Raw genomic sequence first — 19,052 nt, 5'->3', positions numbered from 1 at the left:
CGACGACCTTAAACACCACCCGCGCATCACCGTCGCCTTCGGACCGCACGCTCCCTATTCCATTGCGAATGACCAGCTCGAGAGCATCCGCATCCTGGTAGCGGAAATGGACGCTGGCATTCATATGCACATCCATGAAACTGCACTAGAGGTCCAGGAAGCGCTGCGGAAGCACGGCGAGCGCCCGTTAGCGCGGCTAGCGCGACTGCAGCTGCTCGGCCCGCGGTTCCAGGCTGTGCATATGACGCAGGTTACTGATGAAGATCTTGCGCTGCTTTCCGAACACAATTGCAGCGTCATTCATTGCCCTGAATCCAATCTCAAGCTTGCCAGCGGGTTCTGTCCGGTTGAGCGGCTTTGGGAAGCAGGGATCAATGTTGCGGTAGGGACTGATGGCGCTGCTAGCAATAACGACTTGGACCTCCTGGGCGAAACCCGTACCGCCGCCTTGCTGGCCAAGGCTGTTGCTGGTTCAGCGACAGCGCTGGATGCTCATCGAGCTTTACGTATGGCTACGCTCAACGGTGCACGCGCCCTGGGCATCGATGATCACACGGGCTCATTGGAGGTCGGCAAGTTCGCAGACCTAGTTGCCTTCGATCTTTCCGGTCTAGCTCAACAGCCGATATACGACCCGGTTTCCCAATTGATCTACTCCACTGGTAAAGATGCGGCGCGACATGTCTGGGTTGGCGGTAAGCAGTTGCTTGAACATAGCCACCTAACTCGGATCGACGAACAACGCGTGATCGCGAACGCCCGCCAGTGGGGCGAGAAAATTTCAAGCACTGACCGAAATTGAAGGTGCCTAGAACCAATCAGAGTGCGCATCTCCGCGTCCATATGACCCACGAACGAAGGGCAGGGTCTGCGCCTCTTCTCCATCCGAAGCTGGCAAGATGAGCTTTTGCAGCTCAAGCTTCTCCCTCAAGCATTCAAACGGACCGGACCATGAGCAACGTCGACCATGCTGAAATCGCTAAATTCGAGGCCCTTGCGCATCGCTGGTGGGATCGCGAAAGCGAATTCAAACCGCTGCACGAGATCAACCCGCTCCGCGTGAACTGGATAGACGAACATGTTTCCCTGGCTGGCAAGAAGGTCATCGACATAGGCTGTGGCGGCGGCATTCTCAGCGAAGCCATGGCCCACCGTGGTGCCCAGGTAACTGGAATTGACATGGGCGAAGCACCGCTATCCGTTGCGCGCCTCCATCTGCATGAATCCGGGCTAGATATCGACTATCGGCAGATCACCGCCGAAGCCATGGCGGAGGTAGCACCGGGACAGTTCGACATCGTCACCTGTCTTGAGATGCTTGAGCATGTACCGGATCCTGCTTCGGTCATCCGCGCGTGCAGCAAACTGGTAAAGCCGGGGGGGCAGGTATTCTTTTCGACGATCAACCGCAACCCGAAAGCCTATGCCTTCGCGATCATTGGTGCAGAGTACATCCTGCAGCTGCTCCCACGTGGCACGCATGATTTCAAGAAGTTCATTCGCCCTTCCGAGCTCGGCGCCTGGAGCCGTGACGCCGGGCTGGCCGTCGAAGACATCATAGGCCTTACCTACAATCCGCTGACCAAACACTACAAGCTGTCTGCGGACGTCGACGTCAACTACATGATCCAGACTGTCAAGGAGGCCTGATGCGCCTGCGCGCTGTTCTGTTCGACATGGACGGTACCCTGCTCGATACCGCGCCAGATTTCATTGCCGTCGCCCAAGCCATGCGAATCTCCCGTGGGCTCGCACCAGTCCCCGCACAGCAGATTCGCGATGTTGTGTCCGGAGGTGCGCGCGCCATGGTGCTCAGCGCCTTCGACGTCGATCCGCTATCAAGCGAGTTCGAAGAACTGCGACTCGAGTTTCTTGCCCGATATCAGGAGCACTGCGCGGTCCATAGCCGTCTCTACGACGGCATGTCTGAGCTTCTGGACGAAATCGAGCGATCGAATCTGCTATGGGGGGTGGTGACCAACAAGCCACTGCGTTTTGCAGAACCGATCATGCAGCAGCTGGGTCTCGCTTCTCGCTCCGCCGTGCTGGTCTGCCCCGACCACGTCGCCAGAAGCAAACCTGATCCGGAACCCATGCTGCTGGCATGCAGGCAGCTGGACCTCGATCCATCTGCAGTTCTGTTCGTTGGCGACGATCTTCGCGATATCGAATCTGGTCGCGCAGCAGGAAGCAGAACCGCAGCGGTGCGCTACGGCTATATCCATCCAGAGGACAACCCCAGTAACTGGGGGGCCGACGTGGTCGTTGACCATCCGTTGGAACTTCGCGAAGTCCTGGATCGAGCCCTGTGCAGCTGCTGAAACGTCAACAGCAAGTCATGAAAAGCCCTAGCGCCCGGCAGCTGATGTCGAGCGCCCCTCTCCTTTCGATATGAGGCAACCGATGTTCGAGTACTCCGCCCGCCCCGACCTTCTCGCTGGGCGCATCGTTCTGGTAACCGGCGCCGGGCGCGGCATCGGTGAAGCGGCGGCGAAAGCCTATGCCGCCCACGGCGCAACCGTGCTGCTGCTGGGAAAGAACGAGGACAACCTGAATCGCGTCTACGACGACATTGAAGCGGCAGGCCATCCGCGCCCCGCTGTTATCCCGTTCAATCTGGAAACCGCCTTGCCGCACCAGTATGACGAGCTGGCGGCGATGATTGAGCGCGAATTCGGACATCTAGACGGACTGTTGCACAACGCAGCAATCGTCGGGCCGCGCACGCCGCTGGAGCAGTTGTCCGGCGACAACTTCATGCGGGTGATGCAGGTGAACGTGAACGCGATGTTCATGCTGACCAGCACTCTGCTACCGCTGCTCAAGCTAGCCAAGGACGCCTCGGTGATCTTCACTTCGAGCAGTGTTGGCCGCAAGGGACGCGCGTACTGGGGCGCCTACGCCGTATCGAAGTTCGCCACCGAAGGGCTGATGCAGGTGCTGGCGGACGAAGTGGATGAAACCTCTCCGGTACGCGCCAACAGCGTCAATCCGGGGGCCACTCGTACCGACATGCGCGCCAAGGCGTATCCCGGAGAGAACCCACTGGTCAACCCACTCCCCGAAGAGATAATGCCTGTCTATCTATATCTGATGGGTCCCGACAGTATCGGCGTGAATGGCCAGGCACTGGACGCGCAGTAACCAAGGACTACCGAAACAAAAACGCTGCGCAGTGGCTTAGCCACTGCGCAGCGCTAGATACAGCTATCAGGTGCGCTTGCTACGACCGAAACCCGGTCGCTGACCATCTCCGGCCGGCCTTTTACCTGGCCCTGAAGGGCGCCCTGCTCCATCATTGCGCTTGCCACCCTTACGCGAGTCGCCCGGACGCTCGGCCACGGGAGTCCCACGAGTCTTGTCGCTACGCCCCTCGCTGACACGCGGTTTACGCCCGGATTGATCGTCCCGCTGCACCCGCGACTTGTCCGCACCTGGTACATCGGCCTCGTTTGACGAGCGAAGTACACGCGGTCGACGCTCGCCACGACTCAGAGGCTTCGCCACCTTGCGTTGCATACGATCGATTTTTTCCTTGGCCTTCGCCTTCATGCTCGGCAGCGCAACCGGCTTGAGCCCGACTTCCTGACTAAGGATGTCGGCCTCGGTTTGCGACATCTCGCGCCAGCGCCCCATCGGCAGATCGGAGGTCATGAAAACCGGGCCAAAACGGACCCGTTTCAAGCGGCTCACGACCAACCCCTGAGACTCCCAAAGTCGACGAACCTCACGGTTGCGGCCTTCCATCACCACGCAGTGATACCAATGGTTGAACCCTTCACCGCCGGGTGCTTCCTGAATATCGGTAAAGCGCGCCGGGCCATCCTCCAGCATGACGCCGGTCTTGAGCCGCTCGATCATTTCATCGTCGACTTCCCCGCGCACCCGCACTGCATACTCGCGGTCCATTTCGTACGAAGGGTGCATCAGGCGGTTGGCCAGCTCTCCATCGGTGGTGAAGAGCAAAAGACCGGTGGTATTGATGTCAAGACGACCGATGTTGATCCAGCGGCCCTCTTTGGGCCGCGGCAACCGATCGAAAACCGTCGGGCGGCCTTCCGGGTCATTGCGGGTGCAAATCTCGCCATCGGGCTTGTTGTAGATCAGCACACGGCGGACGACCTCATTGACCTCCTCGCGCTTGAGCAGGCGACCATCGACAGCGATGGCATCATGCGAGTCGACGCGCTGGCCAAGGCTCGCTACGGCACCGTTGACCTTGACACGGCCTTCGGAGATCCATTTTTCGACATCGCGGCGCGAAGCCATGCCCAGACGGGCCAGGACTTTCTGCAGCTTTTCGCCGTGAGTAACGTGAGTGCTAGTTTCTTCGTGCTCGGTCATCTGGGCACCTCCCGGTGTGGCAATCCGATTGAAAGGGCGCGAATCATACGCGCATCGCTGCAGCTACGCACCAACGACAGCGTAGCAGTCATTCCGAAGCTGCCGTTGGTGAAGATTAGGCAAGCGCCGCCAAGGCCGCCGTAGTGCAACGCTGAATGCTCGCCCAATCGCCACCGCTCAGGCTTGCGCTGTCGATCATCCATGTCCCGCCGACGCACATCACGTTCGGCAGAGCCAAGTAATTAGCAGCATTCGCCGCCGTCACGCCTCCGGTCGGGCAAAAGCGCACGTCGGCGAAAGGCCCGCCGAATGCCTTCAGCGCCGCGATGCCGCCGCAGACCTCGGCCGGGAAGAGCTTGAACCGACGATATCCGAGCGCATACCCCTCCATAAGATCGGATGCGCTGCTGACGCCCGGCAACAGCGGCACGGAACAGCTCACCCCCGCTTCCAGGATTTCCCGGGTCGAGCCAGGCGTTACGACAAACTGCGCCCCGGCTGCTTCAACTTCATCCATCATCCTTCGATCCAGCACCGTACCCGCACCGACGCAGAGATCGGGACGTTCTTCACGCAACCGTCGGATCGCAGTCAGACCATGGCTGGACCGCAGGGTGATCTCCAAGGTGTGCAGACCGCCCGCCGCGAGCGCATCGGCAAGCGGCAGTATCTGCTCTTCGCTGCTGATCGTGATGACCGGCAGGATCCGCGCATCCACACAGATTCGTTCAATCAGGGTGTTTTTCTGGTCCATGGTCATGCAAGAGTCCTCGGGGCCTCACGGGCACCAGTAAATCTCGAGCGGAGAATGCAAAAACGCGCGGATCGGCATTTGCAAAGGATCGGCAGCCAATGCCGTACGCAAGGTTTCGAGCTTGTCGGCTCCCTGGATAGCCAGGCACTGCATCCGCGCGCAGGCCAGGAGCGGATAAGTCATTGTCAGACGAGCCTGAGGCTCTACGGGAGCCTGCATCGGCAGACACCGCTCCGGGCAGTCCGACCGCAGCGCGTGTGCCAACGCGGGATTGCCCGGAAACAGTGACGCTGTGTGGCCATCGTTGCCCATGCCGAGCACCAGTACATCGATCGGCCGCTGCAACTGCTCAAGTGTTTGGTCAGCGAGCACCGCAGCCTGGGCGAGGGAGCCGCCTGGTTGATAGAGCCCGATCAACTGAGCTTCACTGGCGGCGTTTTGTAGCAGGTGGTGGCGCACCAACCCTTCGTTACTGGCCGGATCGGTAGCCGGCACCCAGCGCTCGTCGGCCAGGCTGATCTGAACCCTCGACCAGTTCAGGTCCCGTGTCGAAAGCTGTTCGAAGAAGATGATCGGACTGCGCCCACCGGATACGACCAGACTGGCAACGCCATGGGTCTGTACCGCATAGGCAAGCGCATCGGCAATACTATCGGCCATCAGCTCCGCCTGCCGCTGCGAGTCAGCCGAACTGTGTGCTATCACCCCAATGGGTAGGTCCAGCTCAGAGATCGCCATACCACGCCCTCCCGTCTCGCGTGATCAATGCAATAGAAGCGACCGGTCCCCAAGAACCCGCCGGGTAAAGCTTGAGCTCGGCGCCAAGGCGATTCCAACCCTCGATCAGCTGATCGCACCATTGCCACGCATATTCGACTTCATCCCGGCGGACGAAAAGATTCTGATTGCCTTGCATGACTTCAAGCAACAGGCGCTCGTAAGCATCAGGAATGCGGGTGCTCTTGTAGGTTTCGGAGAAGTTTAGCTGCAGCGGCCCGCTGCGCAGATGCATGCCCTTGTCCAGCCCTTGCTCCTTGGTCATGACCTGAAGCGAGATACCTTCGTCAGGTTGCAGCCGGATGATCAGCCGATTGCTGATCAGCACGCGTTGTTCGGGTGCGAAGATATAGAAAGGCGGCTCTTTGAAGTGAATGACGATCTGCGACAGCTTTTGCGCCATGCGCTTGCCGGTACGCAGATAGAACGGCACGCCCGACCAACGCCAGTTGCAGATGTCGGCCCGCAAGGCAACGAACGTCTCGGTGCTGCTCTGAGCGTTGGAATTCTCCTCGTCCAGATAACCCGGCACCGAAACGCCGCCTACGTTGCCCGCCGCGTACTGGCCGCGCACGACCCGTTGATGGATGGATTCGGCCGTGATCGGAGCCAGTGCCTTGAGCACCTTCACTTTCTCGTCACGGATGCTATCCGCAGTGAGATTGCTCGGCGGGTCCATGGCGATCAGGCAGAGCAGTTGCAGCAAATGGTTCTGGACCATGTCGCGCAGCTGGCCGGCCTGATCGAAATAACCCCAGCGCCCTTCAATTCCGACCGTCTCGGCCACGGTGATCTCGACATGGGAGATGTGGTGCTGATCCCATTGCGTTTCGAACAGGCTGTTGGCGAAACGTAACGCGATGAGGTTCTGTACCGTTTCCTTGCCCAGATAATGATCGATGCGATAGATGCGGCTCTCCGGGAAATGCTCTGCGACCGCATCGTTGATCACCCTGGACGATTCAAGATCGTGACCAATGGGCTTTTCCAGAACGACCCGGGCCTGTTCGGCGAACCCGCTCGCCGCGAGGAATCTGCAGATGTCGCCATACACCGAGGCGGGAGTTGCGAAATAGGCGACCAGGGGCAGGTCCTGCGGTACGCACTCTCGAAGCGCCGCGTAATCCTCACCGCGACGAAAATCCATGGTCAGGTAGCGCAACCGCTCGACAAAGCGCTCGAGCGCCGCCTCGTCGAGTTCGCCAGCTGGTACGCGTGCTCTCAACGCCTGGATGATTCGCGACTTGTGTGCATCAGGCTCACCGCCTTCACGCGACAGCGCAAGGATTCGCGTATCGCCGTGCAGCAGACCGGCACGATCCAGCTGATAAAGGGCCGGAAACAGCTTGCGCAACGCCAGATCGCCCAGGGCGCCGAATAGGGAAAAGGTGGTGGGTTCTACGGTGATGCCTGGCATGGGCTGTCCACTTGAATGGTCAGTGATGTGCGGCTCGAACGTTGCCTGACCGGAGTCGCGGTCAACCAGCGGCACGCATTCCCGCTCGGACTTCTATGCAGACCACCAGATGGGACAAATGCTCAGCGAGCTGTCGCCAATCGCGCCACGCAAGTGGTCGATTGGCGACGAAGCCAAAAACTCAAGCGCTATGCTTAGGCAGCTGGGTCAGTTGTCCACAAGACGCGAGCGGAACAGCTGCTGATGCTTTCGGCACTGCTGCGCAGCGAGCAGGAACACACCATGTCCACCGCGGGCGAACTCCAGCCAGGTGAAATCCACTTCCGGATACAACGCCTGAACATGAACCTGACTGTTGCCCACCTCGACGATCAGCACGCCGTCGTCGGTCAGGTGATCTGCAGCTTCGGCAAGCATGCAACGAACCAGGTCCAACCCATCGTTGCCGCACGCCAGGCCCAGTTCCGGCTCATGATGGAACTCATTTGGCATATCGGCGAAATCCTCGGCATCGACATACGGAGGGTTCGACACGATCAGGTCGAAGCGCTGATTGGGCAGCCCGTCGAAACCATCACTTTGCACGGTGTAGACGCGCTCCTCGAGACCATGCTGCTCAATGTTGCGGTTGGCCACCTCAAGCGCATCGAACGAGATATCCGCCAGCACGACTTCCGCTTCAAGAAATTCGTACGCACAGGCGATGCCGATGCAGCCCGATCCGGTGCAAAGATCGAGAATTCGTTTCGGAGTGCCAGGCAGCCAAGGCTCAAAGCGGTGCTCGATCAGCTCGCCGATGGGCGATCTCGGAATGAGTACACGCTCATCGACGATAAACGGCAGGCCGCAGAACCAGGCCTGCCCCAGCAGATAGGCAGTTGGCACGCGCTCTTCGATGCGTCGATGCAATAGATTGTGCAGGTGCTCGCATTCATCCGCCTCCAGGCGGCAGTCCAGATAGCTATCGGACATTTCCCACGGCAGATGAAGTGCTCCCAGAACCAGCTGGCGCGCGTCATCCCAGGCATTGTCGGTGCCGTGGCCAAAGAAAAGCTGCTCCGCCTGAAAACGGCTGACAGCCCAACGAATATAGTCACGCAGGGTACGCAAGCGAGAGAGCGAAGCGGTCACAAGGGCGTCTCCTGTAAAAAGTGCGCGAGTTTAACAGGCATCGGAAAAACCGAGCTACGGCGGTAGTTGCCGGCCTGGTTCGCCAGCAATGTCGAGACAGCTTTGTAAATGCCCAATTCGTTGCGCGCGTTAGCGGGCCACTGCCGGTACCCTTCGGCACGGAATTTTTGTGGCAGTCGGACCGTCAAGAGCGACCGAGCGGTCATTCGCCTGCCAAGCGAAACAATCAGCTGGATGGTTCACATCGGCGCGCTCAGGCGCCACAATCAGCCCCCTCACAGCACAAGGAGCCGACAATGACCAAGCCACAGACCATGCTTCAGCTCAGTGGCCGCAGCTATAACCCGGCGACGCTGACGAATGCCACCCTGCTGGTCATCGACGTGCAGGAAGAATACCGCAGTGGTGTTCTGGCCTTGCCTGCCCTGGATCGGGCACTACCGGAAATCACCCGCTTGCTAGCCGCGGCACGCGAGGCTGGGGCACCGATCGTACATGTGCATCACCTGGGTATCAGTGGTGGGCTGTTCGATCCGCAAGGCTTTCGTGGGCAGATCATGCCCGAAGCCGCGCCGCTGCCCGGCGAGGCCGTGGTAGCCAAACGCCTTCCCAACGCCTTCTCCGGCACCGAGCTGCACGAGCTGCTGCAGAAGCTGGGCCGCCTCGATCTAATCGTTTGCGGCTTCATGACCCATTCGAGCATCAGCACCACCGTTCGGGCTGCCAAGGATTACGGCTACCGCTGCACGCTGGTCGACAGCGCCTGCGCCACACGCAACCTGCCAATGGGTGACGGAAGCATCGATGCGGAGCAGGTTCATCGCATCGAGATGACTATCCTCGCCGACAATTTCGCCGTTTGCGTCCCGGATGTAGCAGCGCTCGCACGCTAAACAGGCACAGCGTATGTACATGCGCTAACGCCTTGCACTGCCGCCAGGTCTTTGCTGAGGTAAACTGCCTGCCTGTTTGGAGGCCCCATGCAAGACGACGACCTTTCCCTCTTCCAGTCTGCCGTGCGCGGCGTCAAGCCGATCAAGCATGACCGCGCCGAGACTGGCAAGCCGCGCAGCAATCGCGAACAGATTGCGAACCGCCGCAGCAATGCCATAGTCAACCACGAAACAACCCGCGTCGATGGGCTGTCGGATCAGTTCGTCATCGACGTGGCCGCCGAGGACGAGCTGTATTGGGCTCGCGACGGCGTTCAGGACAGCCAGGTCCGCAAGCTCAAGGCCGGCCAAATCCCATTCGAAGGAAGCCTCGATCTTCACGGCATGAGTGTCGAGAAGGCTCGCGAACTGTTATGGGACTTCATCGCAGAAGCGACCCGGCTCGAAGTGCGCTGCGTCCGGGTTACCCATGGCAAGGCCGCGCGCCTCGACGGGAAGCGGCCGCCGATCAAGAGCCACGTCAACACCTGGCTGCGGCAACATCCTCAAGTGCTTGGCTTCACGTCCTGCCTGCCACGTCATGGCGGAACCGGCGCCATTTACGTGATGCTCAAGCGCACCATGCTCGAAGGCAGGGACGAGTGAAACATACCCAGCAGATCACTCGGAATACTTGCCAGCCAAGCGGCCGCCCCCTACCCTTCGCGTTCGCGCCCTCATGAAGCCTGACAGGTAGTTCAATGTCCCTGGAACAACACTACACCGCGATCCTTGGCCAACTTGGCGAGGACGTTAGCCGCGAAGGCCTGCTCGACACGCCCAAGCGCGCGGCCAAAGCCATGCAGTACCTGTGCAAGGGCTATCAGCAGACCCTTGAAGAAGTCACCAACGGCGCGCTGTTCAGCTCGGACAACAGCGAAATGGTGCTGGTCAAGAATATCGAGCTGTATTCGCTGTGCGAGCATCACATGCTGCCTTTCATCGGCAAGGCTCATGTTGCTTATTTGCCCAACGGCAAGGTACTCGGCCTGTCGAAGGTCGCCCGAATCGTAGACATGTATGCGCGCCGCCTGCAGATTCAGGAGAACCTGACCCGTGAAATCGCCGAGGCGATGCAGCAGGTTACCGGTGCATCAGGTGTCGCGGTGGTCATCGAAGCGCAACATATGTGCATGATGATGCGCGGCGTCGAGAAGCAGAATTCATCGATGGTCACATCGGTGATGCTCGGCCAGTTCCGCGAGAATGCAGCAACTCGCAGCGAGTTTCTCGGCCTGGTTAAGTAAAGCCGACTGCGCGGTAAAACAGGGCCCTTGCGGCCCTGTTTTTCATTCAATCGTACATGCCGACATGCCGCGGATGGCTGGCGACGCGTTGCAGCCACTGGCGAATCGCGAGATAGCCATCCAGTTCAAAACCACCCTCTTCAGCCACGTGCGTGTAGGCGTACAGCGCGACGTCGGCGATCGAATAATGCTCCCCGACTAGGTAAGGCGTTCGCAGCAGTTGCTGCTCCATCACGTTCAGTGCGTGATAGCCGTCCAGCTGCTTGGCCTCGTACTCTTCGCGTCGGTCCTCCGGCATACCGAGGTAGACCTTGATGTAACGGGCCACTGCCAAGAAGGGCTCGTGGCTGTACTGCTCGAAGAACTGCCACTGCAGCACCTGAGTGCGCAAGCGTGGATCCGTCGGCAGGAACTCACTTCCCTCGGCGAGATAGTTCAGGATGGCGTTGGATTCCCACAGACAAGTGCCATCTTCCAGCTCCAGAACCGGAATCTTGCCGTTCGGATTCTTCTTGAGAAACTCCTCGGAGCGGGATTCGCCCCGCAGGACATTGATCGGAATCCATTCATAAGGTTGGTCCAGCAGATGAAGCATCAGCTTGATCTTGTAGCAATTACCCGACCTGTAATCGCCATAGACTTTCAACATGGTCTCCCCTCCGATAAACCCGCGGTGCGGGTTATGCAATGTCCTCAAGCAGCTTCCGATGCGCTGGCATCACGGATGACCTGCGCCAACCGGCGCAACCCCTCACTCATCCGTTCAGCCGAAACATGGCTGAAATTCAATCGCAGATAACCGGGGTTTGCTTCAGGATCGACGAAGAAAGGCTCGCCGGGCATGAACACCACATCCTCCGCGAGAGCCTGTTTGAGCAGCGTCCGGGTATCCAGCGGCTGCCGCAGAGTGAGCCAGAAGAACAGTCCGCCTTGCGGAAGTTCCCAGGTCGCCAGATCGCCGAAATGCTCCTCGAGCGAATCCTGCATGGCGTCACGGCGAATACGATAAAAGTCTCGCAGCTCCCCAAGATGCTCCTGATAACGGTCGCTACCCAACCACTGCAACGCCTGCCATTGTCCGATCCGGTTGGTGTGCAGATCAGCCGACTGCTTCAGCCGCAGCAAATAAGGAAAAAGGTCCGGCGAGGCGATCAGATACCCCACCCGCAAGCCCGGCAGCAGCGTCTTGGAAACCGTACCGGTGTAGATCCAGCTCGCTCGTTTCAGACGCGAGACAATCGGCTTGGCACTGCCCTGATCGAATACCAGCTCACGATATGGCTCATCCTCGAGCAGTGTCACGCCAAACTCATCCAGCAACGCAGCGACCGCATCACGCTTGGCTTCGCTGTAGCGAACAGCGGATGGATTTTGAAACGTAGGAATCAGATAGGCGAAAGCAGGCTCGTGCTGCTCCAGCGTTGCGCGCAGGGCGGCCAAATCCGGACCATCGGCCTGCTGGGGAACTGCCAGACATTCAGCTCCGAACAATTGAAAGGACTGTAGAGCAGCGAGATAGGTTGGCGCCTCGACCAGCACCTCTGTTCCTGAGTCGATAAAGAGCTTCGACGCGAGATCCAGCGTCTGCTGCGAGCCGCTGACGATCAACACCTGACTGGCTTCGCAAGGCACGCCAAGCGCCCGCGCCTGGGCGGCAATGAGTTCACGGAGAGCGGGCTCGCCTTCGCTCATCCCATACTGTCCCATGCTTGCCGGCAATTCAGCCCAATCGACCGTCGGCAGCATCGCCTCCGCCGGCAGCCCACCGGCAAAGGACATCACTTCCGGGCGCTGGGCTGCGGCGAGAATTTCACGAATGAGAGAACTTTTAAGGCGAGTAATGCGTTCGGAGAAGGCCATTTCCATACCAGATGCGAGGCGCTGCAAAATAAGTCAAACTTCTTGACCGAAATTACGCCTCTCACAATAAATACGTCAATATGCCTGACCTAAAAAAAAGCGCAGTGCAGCGCCAGATAATGGAAAGCTTCTTTCTCGGCTATCAGGCCTTCACGGCCAAGCCTGACGAGATGCTGGCCCGTCGAGGCCTGTCACGCGTGCATCACCGCATCCTGTTCTTCATCGCCAGCTACCCGGACCTGAGCGTCAAGGAGTTGCTGAGCTATCTCGGTGTCTCCAAGCAGGCGCTGAACACACCGCTACGCCAGCTGATCGAAATGCATCTGGTGGAGAGCCTTACGGCAGCAGATGACAAGCGTAAGCGCATGCTGCGCTTTACCGCAGAGGGGGCGAAGTTAGAGCAGGCCTTGCGCAAGGAACAGGTCCGTCTGCTTCAACGGGCCTTCGATGATGTCGGCGAGCAAGCCGTGGATGGCTGGCTGGCAGTCAACGAGGCACTTGCCATGGAGAAAGCCAAAGGCTAGGCGAGTACTCGGCGACTCGACCGGAAGGCATCATCGTTCAACCGCTTTCTCAGGGGCACAAAAAAGGGCGACCGAAGTCGCCCTTTTTCATGAAGAACCCGAACTTAGTTCTGGTTTTCCATCTGAGCACGGATCAGATCACCAATGGTGGTCGGGCCAGTGCTTTCTACGTCCTGCTTGGTGCGCAGCTCTTTCATCGCATCCTTTTCGTCTTCGACGTCTTTGGACTTGATGGACAGGCTGATTACGCGGGACTTGCGGTCGATGCTGATGATCTTGGCTTCGACTTCGTCGCCTTCCTTCAGCACGTTGCGCGCATCTTCAACGCGGTCACGGCTGATTTCGGAAGCTTTCAGAGTAGCTTCGATATCGTTACCCAGATCAATGATGGCGCCCTTGGCGTCAACTTCTTTCACGGTACCGCGAACGATGCTGCCCTTGTCATTGACGGCGGCGTAGTTGGAGAACGGATCGTCTTCCAGCTGCTTGATGCCCAGGGAGATGCGCTCACGCTCCGGGTCGACCGACAGGATGACGGTATCCAGCTCGTCGCCCTTCTTGAAGCGGCGAACGGCTTCTTCACCCGGCTCGTTCCAGGAGATGTCGGACAGGTGAACCAGACCGTCGATGCCGCCGTCCAGACCAATGAAGATACCGAAGTCGGTGATCGACTTGATGGTGCCGGAGATGCGGTCGCCCTTGTTGAACTGGCCAGAGAAGTCTTCCCATGGGTTGGACTTGCACTGCTTGATGCCCAGGGAGATGCGACGACGCTCTTCGTCGATGTCCAGAACCATGACTTCCACTTCGTCGCCGACCTGAACGACCTTCGACGGGTGGATGTTCTTGTTGGTCCAATCCATTTCGGAAACGTGTACCAGACCTTCGACGCCTTCTTCCAGCTCGGCGAAGCAGCCGTAGTCGGTGAGGTTGGTGACACGCGCCTGAACGCGGGTGCCTTCCGGGTAACGAGCCTTGATGGCAACCCATGGGTCTTCGCCCAGCTGCTTCAGACCCAGCGATACGCGGTTGCGCTCGCGGTCGAACTTCAGCACCTTGACATCGATCTCGTCGCCAACGTTGACGATCTCGGACGGATGCTTGATACGCTTCCAGGCCATGTCGGTGATGTGCAGCAGACCATCGACGCCGCCCAGATCAACGAACGCACCGTAGTCGGTGAGGTTCTTGACGATACCCTTGACCTGCTGACCTTCCTGCAGGGACTCGAGCAGAGCTTCGCGCTCGGCGCTGTTCTCGGCTTCCAGCACGCTGCGGCGGGAAACGACAACGTTGTTGCGCTTCTGGTCCAGCTTGATGACCTTGAACTCGAGCTCTTTGCCTTCCAGGTGGGTGGTGTCGCGCACAGGGCGGACATCGACCAGCGAACCCGGCAGGAACGCACGAATACCGTTGACGTCGACGGTGAAGCCACCTTTGACTTTGCCGTTGATGACGCCCTTGACCACTTCTTCTGCAGCGAAAGCCGCTTCCAGAACAATCCAGGATTCCGCGCGCTTGGCTTTTTCACGGGACAGCTTGGTTTCGCCAAAGCCATCTTCAACCGCGTCCAGAGCAACGTGGACCTCGTCACCCACCTTGATGGTCAGCTCGCCCTGCTCGTTGTAGAACTGCTCGACCGGGATGACGCCCTCGGACTTGAGGCCGGCATGCACGGTGACCCAGTCACCGTCGATGTCGACCACGATGCCGGTGATGATGGCGCCCGGCTGCATGTCGAGGGATTTAAGGCTTTCTTCAAAAAGTTCTGCGAAGCTTTCGCTCATGTTGATTCCTGCTGTTTTCAGGCGAGGATCCGCCCAATCTCCACATTCCAGACAATGTGGGTTCATTCATATAAAAAAAGGCCTGCGGGACTGGATCTGGTCTCCCACATGCCTCCTTGTTAACGGCTCTGACATGCTCCGAAAGGGTTGAGCTGTCTTGAGTCCGTTTGGCCACCTTTCGGCGTTCCATTCATCCAGCCAAATCGCGTTCGACGACTTCGCTCAGAATCTTTTGCAGCACTTCTTCGATGGAGAGTGTAGTGGAATCCAATTGAACGGCATCATCTGCCGGCTTCAGCGGCGCCACCGCACGTTGGGTATCGCGCTCATCGCGCTCCCGGATCTCCTCAAGAAGACTCGCGAGATTAACATCATCACCCCGCGCCTTCAACTGCAAGTAACGTCGACGAGCACGCTCTTCGGCGCTAGCGGTGAGGAAAATCTTCAATGGTGCATCGGGGAAAACTACCGTACCCATGTCGCGGCCATCGGCGACCAGTCCGGGGGCCTCACGAAAGGCCTTCTGCCGCTGCAACAAAGCTGTGCGAACCACCGGCAACGCCGCGACCTGGGATGCACCCGCACCAACGCTCTCGTTGCGAATGGCCTCGGTGACGTCCTCCCCTTCGAGCGTGATGACCATGCCGTGCCCTTCGCGCGCCGCACCGAACTGAACATCAAGATGCTCGGCGAGCACCTTCAGTGCTTCTTCGTTGGTCAGATCGACCCCATGATTGCGCGCTGCGAATGCCAGCAGTCGATACAGGGCACCGGAGTCTAGGAAATTCCAGCCAAGCTTGCCGGCGAGCAGCGCCGCTACTGTCCCCTTCCCGGAACCACTCGGCCCATCGATAGTGATGACCGGTACAGGCCTGATCATGAATCACCCTCCGAATGAACCTGCATGCCGGCACGCTGCGCCAAGGCAAGGAAGTTGGGGAACGATGTCGCGACATTGGCGCAGTCGTGGATACGGATAGGACCACTGGCGCGTAGCGCCGCTACGCTGAAGGACATGGCAATACGATGGTCGCCATGAGCCCAGACTTCGCCGGAGCCAATTGCCCCCCCTTCGATGACAATTCCGTCCGGGGTCGGTTCAGCCTTGACACCGAGGGTCTGCAGCCCGTCCGCCATGACCTGGATGCGGTCTGACTCCTTGACCCGCAGCTCCTCGGCACCACGCAACGTGGTACGACCTTCCGCGCAGGCCGCTGCGACGAAGAGCACCGGAAACTCATCAATAGCCAGCGGCACCAGATCTTCAGGAATATCGATGCCTTTGAGCTTTGCACCACGCACACGGATGTCCGCCACCGGCTCACCACCCACTTCACGGGGGTTCTCCAGGGAGATATCGCCACCCATCAGTTTGAGGATGTCGATCACACCAGTGCGGGTCGGATTCACACCAACGTGCTCGAGCAGGATTTCCGAGCCTTGGGCGATGCTCGCCGCAACCATGAAGAACGCCGCCGAAGAGATATCTGCCGGCACTTCAATATGGGTCGCCTGCAGCTTATGTCCGGGCTCGACGAGCGCAGTGCTGCCCTTGACGGTCACCGGATAGCCGAAGCCACACAGCATGCGCTCGGTATGGTCGCGCGTCGGGGCCGGTTCGGTGACCGAAGTCTGGCCTGCGGCATACAGGCCAGCCAGCAACAGGCAGGACTTGACCTGGGCGCTGGCCATCGGCATCTCGTAATGCATACCTGACAGACGCTGACCGCCACGAATGGTCAGCGGAGGCCGCCCCTCCGGAGCCGTCTCGATGACCGCGCCCATCTCGCGCAACGGCTTGGCGACGCGATTCATCGGCCGCTTGGACAGGGACGCATCGCCGGTCAGCGTCGTATCGAACGGTTGCGCCGCGAGCAAACCGGACAGTAACCGCATGGAGGTTCCGGAATTGCCCAGGTAGATCGGGCCCGGCGGTGCCTTGAGGCCGTGCAGGCCGACACCATGGACCGTCACGCGGCCCTGATGCGGGCCTTCGATGACGACGCCCATGTCCCGGAACGCCTGAATGGTCGCCAGAGCATCTTCGCCCTCGAGGAAGCCTTCGACTTCCGTTACACCCTCGGCAAGGGAGCCGAGCATGATCGAACGATGAGAAATGGATTTGTCGCCTGGCACACGCAGATGGCCAGTCAGGCTGCCGCCGGGGTTGGCGAGGAAAACGAGGTCATTGGAATGCATAACGTCCACATAGGCTCGGCGAGCCAGTATTTTACTGAAATGTTCCCGGGCCGCCTTGGCACGTGTAAACACGCCCAACAACTGGTGCCCGTCTCCTTCATCGACCGCGGCGCGCAGCGCGTCGAGATCGGCACGAAAATCGTCCAGGGTGTGCAGCACGGCCTCGCGATTGGCGAGAAAAATGTCGTGCCACATCACCGGATCGCTACCAGCGATACGGGTGAAATCGCGAAAGCCACCTGCCGCGTAACGGAAGATCTCGAGATTCTCATGGCGCTTGGCAAGCGAATCAACCAGACCGAAGGCCAACAAGTGAGGCAGATGACTAGTGGCAGCCAGCACCTCGTCGTGATGCGCGACGTCCATGTGCTCGACGTCTGCACCGAGTGCCGACCAGAGCTTAGTCACCAGCGCGAGCGCTTGTGGATCGGTGTTCTCCCCCGGCGTAAGGATGACCTTGTGCCGTCGGAACAGCGTGCTCTTGGCCGCCGTCACGCCACTCAGTTCAGAACCCGCAATGGGATGGCCAGGGACAAAGTGGGAAGGCATCTCGCCGAACACGTTGCGCGCACAGCGCACCACGTTACCCTTGGCACTGCCGACATCGGTGATCACCGCCTCGCCCAGTTCGAGCTTCGCCAGCTCACCGAGCAGCCGCTCCAGCGCAAGGATAGGCGTCGCAAGCTGGATTACGTCAGCCCCATGACAAGCCTCGGCGAGCGTGTCGGCGCAACGATCCACCACACCCAGTTCGACCGCCAGTTCCCGCGAGCGCACGTCCAGGTCGAAGCCAATCACTTCGCGACAAAGGCCAGCCTCACGCAAACCCTTGGCGAACGAGCCGCCGATCAGCCCGAGGCCGATCACCACCAGGCGATTTACAACAGGCGAAGGCTGCTGGGCGTGACGAACGTGATTCACTGAGCGAGCACCTGGCGCAGCACATCGAGAAAGCGTGCATTTTCCTGCTCGGTACCAATTGAGACACGCAGGAACGTTGGCATGCCGTATCCAGCCACAGGCCGCACAATCACGCCCTCACGCAAGAGGGCCTGATTGATCGGTGTAGCATCGCGGGCGAAATCCACCGCGATGAAATTGCCCCGCGACGGAATCCACTCCAGTCCCAACTGACGAAAGCCAGACTCCAGCTGGGCCATTCCGGCGTCATTCACCTTGCGACTGGCGACCAGATAATCGACATCGTCCAGCGCTGCGCAAGCCGCTGCCAGTGCCAGACCATTCACATTGAACGGCTGCCTGACGCGGTTCAGTACGTCGGCGATCACTGGCGAGCTGATGGCGTAGCCGACGCGCAGGGCCGCCAGGCCATAGGCCTTGGAGAAGGTGCGCGAAACCAGCAGGTTCGGACAGTCGGCCAGAAATGCCAGGCCATCCGGCAACTCCTGCCCTTCGGCATATTCAATGTAGGCCTCGTCCAGCACCACCAGGACATGCTCCGGCACGCGAGCGAGAAATCCGCCCAGCGCAGCAGCATCGAACCAGGTTCCGGTCGGATTGTTGGGATTGGCGACGAAAGCCACTCGGGTGTTTTCGTCGATGGCCGCCGCCATTGCGTCGAGATCGTGGCCCCAGTTCTTTGCCGGCACGGCACGCCCCTCGGCACCGACCGCTTGCGTGGCAATCGGATAGACAGCGAAGGCATGTTCGCTGAAAACGGCATTCAGCCCCGGCGCCAGGTAGGCGCGAGCGACCAGTTCAAGGATGTCATTGGAGCCATTGCCCAACGTTACCTGACCGATGTCGACCGAATAGCGTTCGGCGAGTCGCTTTTTGAGCGCGAAACCGTTGCCGTCCGGGTAGCGTGTCAGCTCCGAAAGCTCAGCCCTGATAGCGTCGAGCACTTTCGGGCTCGGCCCCAGCGGGTTTTCGTTGCTGGCCAGCTTCACGATTCCAGCAGGGTCCAGATTCAGCTCGCGCGCCAGCTCGTCAACCGGCTTACCCGGTACATAGGGAGACAGCTTCTGCACGCCCGGCTGAGCCAGGGCGAGGTAATCACAACTCATAAAAAAGCCTCAGGCCGCAGGCCTCGGGCGGCTGGTACAAGCCGCCCGCCTGT

19 protein-coding genes (1 of these 19 only partly in view) are annotated in these 19,052 nt (G+C 59.6%); 8 read left to right on the top strand and 11 right to left on the bottom strand.

What is annotated here, in order from left to right:
- From UIB01_RS10160 to UIB01_RS10145, 4 genes are all read left to right on the top strand, one after another.
- Window positions 1-802: the 3' portion of a TRZ/ATZ family hydrolase gene (locus UIB01_RS10160; protein WP_038665662.1), read on the top strand. The gene continues 536 nt to the left of window position 1, outside the view; the window shows 802 of its 1,338 coding nt (coding positions 537-1,338); the start codon falls outside the window, past its left edge; it ends in the stop codon at window positions 800-802.
- A 149-nt stretch (window positions 803-951) separates the two neighbouring features.
- Window positions 952-1,650 (top strand): bifunctional 2-polyprenyl-6-hydroxyphenol methylase/3-demethylubiquinol 3-O-methyltransferase UbiG, encoded by a 699-nt coding sequence (gene ubiG, locus UIB01_RS10155; RefSeq protein WP_038659704.1) that lies wholly within the window; start codon window positions 952-954, stop codon window positions 1,648-1,650.
- Window positions 1,650-2,321, top strand: a complete 672-nt coding sequence (mupP, locus tag UIB01_RS10150) for an N-acetylmuramic acid 6-phosphate phosphatase MupP (protein WP_038659701.1) — start codon at window positions 1,650-1,652, stop codon at window positions 2,319-2,321. The genes ubiG and mupP overlap by 1 nt, the downstream gene beginning before the upstream one ends.
- An 82-nt stretch (window positions 2,322-2,403) precedes the next feature.
- Window positions 2,404-3,144, top strand: coding sequence for a YciK family oxidoreductase (locus UIB01_RS10145; protein WP_038659699.1), 741 nt, complete (start codon window positions 2,404-2,406; stop codon window positions 3,142-3,144).
- Window positions 3,145-3,210: 66 nt separating this feature from the next.
- Here UIB01_RS10145 and rluB read toward each other — a convergent pair whose 3' ends face one another.
- The 5 genes from rluB to prmB form a co-directional block, all read right to left on the bottom strand.
- Window positions 3,211-4,344, bottom strand: coding sequence for a 23S rRNA pseudouridine(2605) synthase RluB (gene rluB / locus UIB01_RS10140; protein WP_038659696.1), 1,134 nt, complete (start codon window positions 4,342-4,344; stop codon window positions 3,211-3,213).
- Window positions 4,345-4,459: 115 nt separating this feature from the next.
- Window positions 4,460-5,104, bottom strand: a complete 645-nt coding sequence (locus UIB01_RS10135) for a bifunctional 4-hydroxy-2-oxoglutarate aldolase/2-dehydro-3-deoxy-phosphogluconate aldolase (RefSeq protein ID WP_038659693.1) — start codon at window positions 5,102-5,104, stop codon at window positions 4,460-4,462.
- Window positions 5,105-5,122: 18 nt separating this feature from the next.
- Window positions 5,123-5,836, bottom strand: a complete 714-nt coding sequence (gene pgl / locus UIB01_RS10130; protein ID WP_038659691.1) for a 6-phosphogluconolactonase — start codon at window positions 5,834-5,836, stop codon at window positions 5,123-5,125.
- Complete coding sequence (gene zwf, locus UIB01_RS10125; RefSeq protein WP_038659688.1) at window positions 5,823-7,292, bottom strand: glucose-6-phosphate dehydrogenase; 1,470 nt, start codon at window positions 7,290-7,292, stop codon at window positions 5,823-5,825. Before zwf ends, pgl begins: the two co-directional genes overlap by 14 nt.
- Window positions 7,293-7,499: 207 nt before the next feature.
- Complete coding sequence (prmB, locus tag UIB01_RS10120; RefSeq protein ID WP_038659685.1) at window positions 7,500-8,423, bottom strand: 50S ribosomal protein L3 N(5)-glutamine methyltransferase; 924 nt, start codon at window positions 8,421-8,423, stop codon at window positions 7,500-7,502.
- A gap of 296 nt (window positions 8,424-8,719) precedes the next feature.
- Here prmB and UIB01_RS10115 point away from each other — a divergent pair, with 296 nt between their 5' ends.
- The 3 genes from UIB01_RS10115 to folE all read left to right on the top strand — a co-directional run bounded on the left by UIB01_RS10115 (window position 8,720) and on the right by folE (window position 10,602).
- Window positions 8,720-9,316 (top strand): cysteine hydrolase family protein, encoded by a 597-nt coding sequence (locus UIB01_RS10115; RefSeq protein WP_038659682.1) that lies wholly within the window; start codon window positions 8,720-8,722, stop codon window positions 9,314-9,316.
- An 87-nt stretch (window positions 9,317-9,403) separates the two neighbouring features.
- The gene (locus UIB01_RS10110) at window positions 9,404-9,961 is read left to right on the top strand and encodes a Smr/MutS family protein (RefSeq protein ID WP_038659679.1); all 558 of its coding nucleotides are present in this window, start codon (window positions 9,404-9,406) and stop codon (window positions 9,959-9,961) included.
- Window positions 9,962-10,056: 95 nt separating this feature from the next.
- Window positions 10,057-10,602, top strand: coding sequence for a GTP cyclohydrolase I FolE (gene folE / locus UIB01_RS10105; RefSeq protein ID WP_015276822.1), 546 nt, complete (start codon window positions 10,057-10,059; stop codon window positions 10,600-10,602).
- Between the two features lie 46 nt (window positions 10,603-10,648).
- Here the strand turns inward: folE and UIB01_RS10100 are convergent, their stop codons facing one another.
- Both UIB01_RS10100 and UIB01_RS10095 read right to left on the bottom strand, forming a co-directional pair.
- Window positions 10,649-11,251, bottom strand: coding sequence for a glutathione S-transferase family protein (locus UIB01_RS10100; protein WP_038659675.1), 603 nt, complete (start codon window positions 11,249-11,251; stop codon window positions 10,649-10,651).
- 44 nt (window positions 11,252-11,295) lie between these two features.
- Window positions 11,296-12,462, bottom strand: a complete 1,167-nt coding sequence (locus UIB01_RS10095) for an aminotransferase-like domain-containing protein (RefSeq protein WP_038665659.1) — start codon at window positions 12,460-12,462, stop codon at window positions 11,296-11,298.
- A gap of 80 nt (window positions 12,463-12,542) precedes the next feature.
- Between UIB01_RS10095 and UIB01_RS10090 the strand changes: the two genes are divergently transcribed.
- Window positions 12,543-12,986 carry a MarR family winged helix-turn-helix transcriptional regulator gene (locus UIB01_RS10090; RefSeq protein ID WP_038659672.1) on the top strand — a complete coding sequence of 148 codons (444 nt, stop codon included), beginning with the start codon at window positions 12,543-12,545 and terminating at the stop codon, window positions 12,984-12,986.
- 104 nt (window positions 12,987-13,090) lie between these two features.
- Here UIB01_RS10090 and rpsA read toward each other — a convergent pair whose 3' ends face one another.
- From rpsA to hisC, 4 genes are all read right to left on the bottom strand, one after another.
- Window positions 13,091-14,773 carry a 30S ribosomal protein S1 gene (rpsA, locus tag UIB01_RS10085; protein ID WP_003302488.1) on the bottom strand — a complete coding sequence of 561 codons (1,683 nt, stop codon included), beginning with the start codon at window positions 14,771-14,773 and terminating at the stop codon, window positions 13,091-13,093.
- A 190-nt stretch (window positions 14,774-14,963) separates the two neighbouring features.
- Window positions 14,964-15,653 (bottom strand): (d)CMP kinase, encoded by a 690-nt coding sequence (cmk, locus tag UIB01_RS10080; RefSeq protein WP_038659669.1) that lies wholly within the window; start codon window positions 15,651-15,653, stop codon window positions 14,964-14,966.
- Window positions 15,650-17,893, bottom strand: coding sequence for a bifunctional prephenate dehydrogenase/3-phosphoshikimate 1-carboxyvinyltransferase (locus UIB01_RS10075; RefSeq protein WP_038659665.1), 2,244 nt, complete (start codon window positions 17,891-17,893; stop codon window positions 15,650-15,652). The genes cmk and UIB01_RS10075 overlap by 4 nt, the downstream gene beginning before the upstream one ends.
- Complete coding sequence (gene hisC / locus UIB01_RS10070) at window positions 17,890-18,999, bottom strand: histidinol-phosphate transaminase (RefSeq protein WP_038659662.1); 1,110 nt, start codon at window positions 18,997-18,999, stop codon at window positions 17,890-17,892. Before hisC ends, UIB01_RS10075 begins: the two co-directional genes overlap by 4 nt.
- Window positions 19,000-19,052: the final 53 nt, after the last annotated feature.

The organism is Stutzerimonas decontaminans (assembly GCF_000661915.1).
GTDB classification, from domain to species: domain Bacteria; phylum Pseudomonadota; class Gammaproteobacteria; order Pseudomonadales; family Pseudomonadaceae; genus Stutzerimonas; species Stutzerimonas decontaminans.
This window is presented reverse-complemented; position numbering and strand designations above follow the sequence as displayed.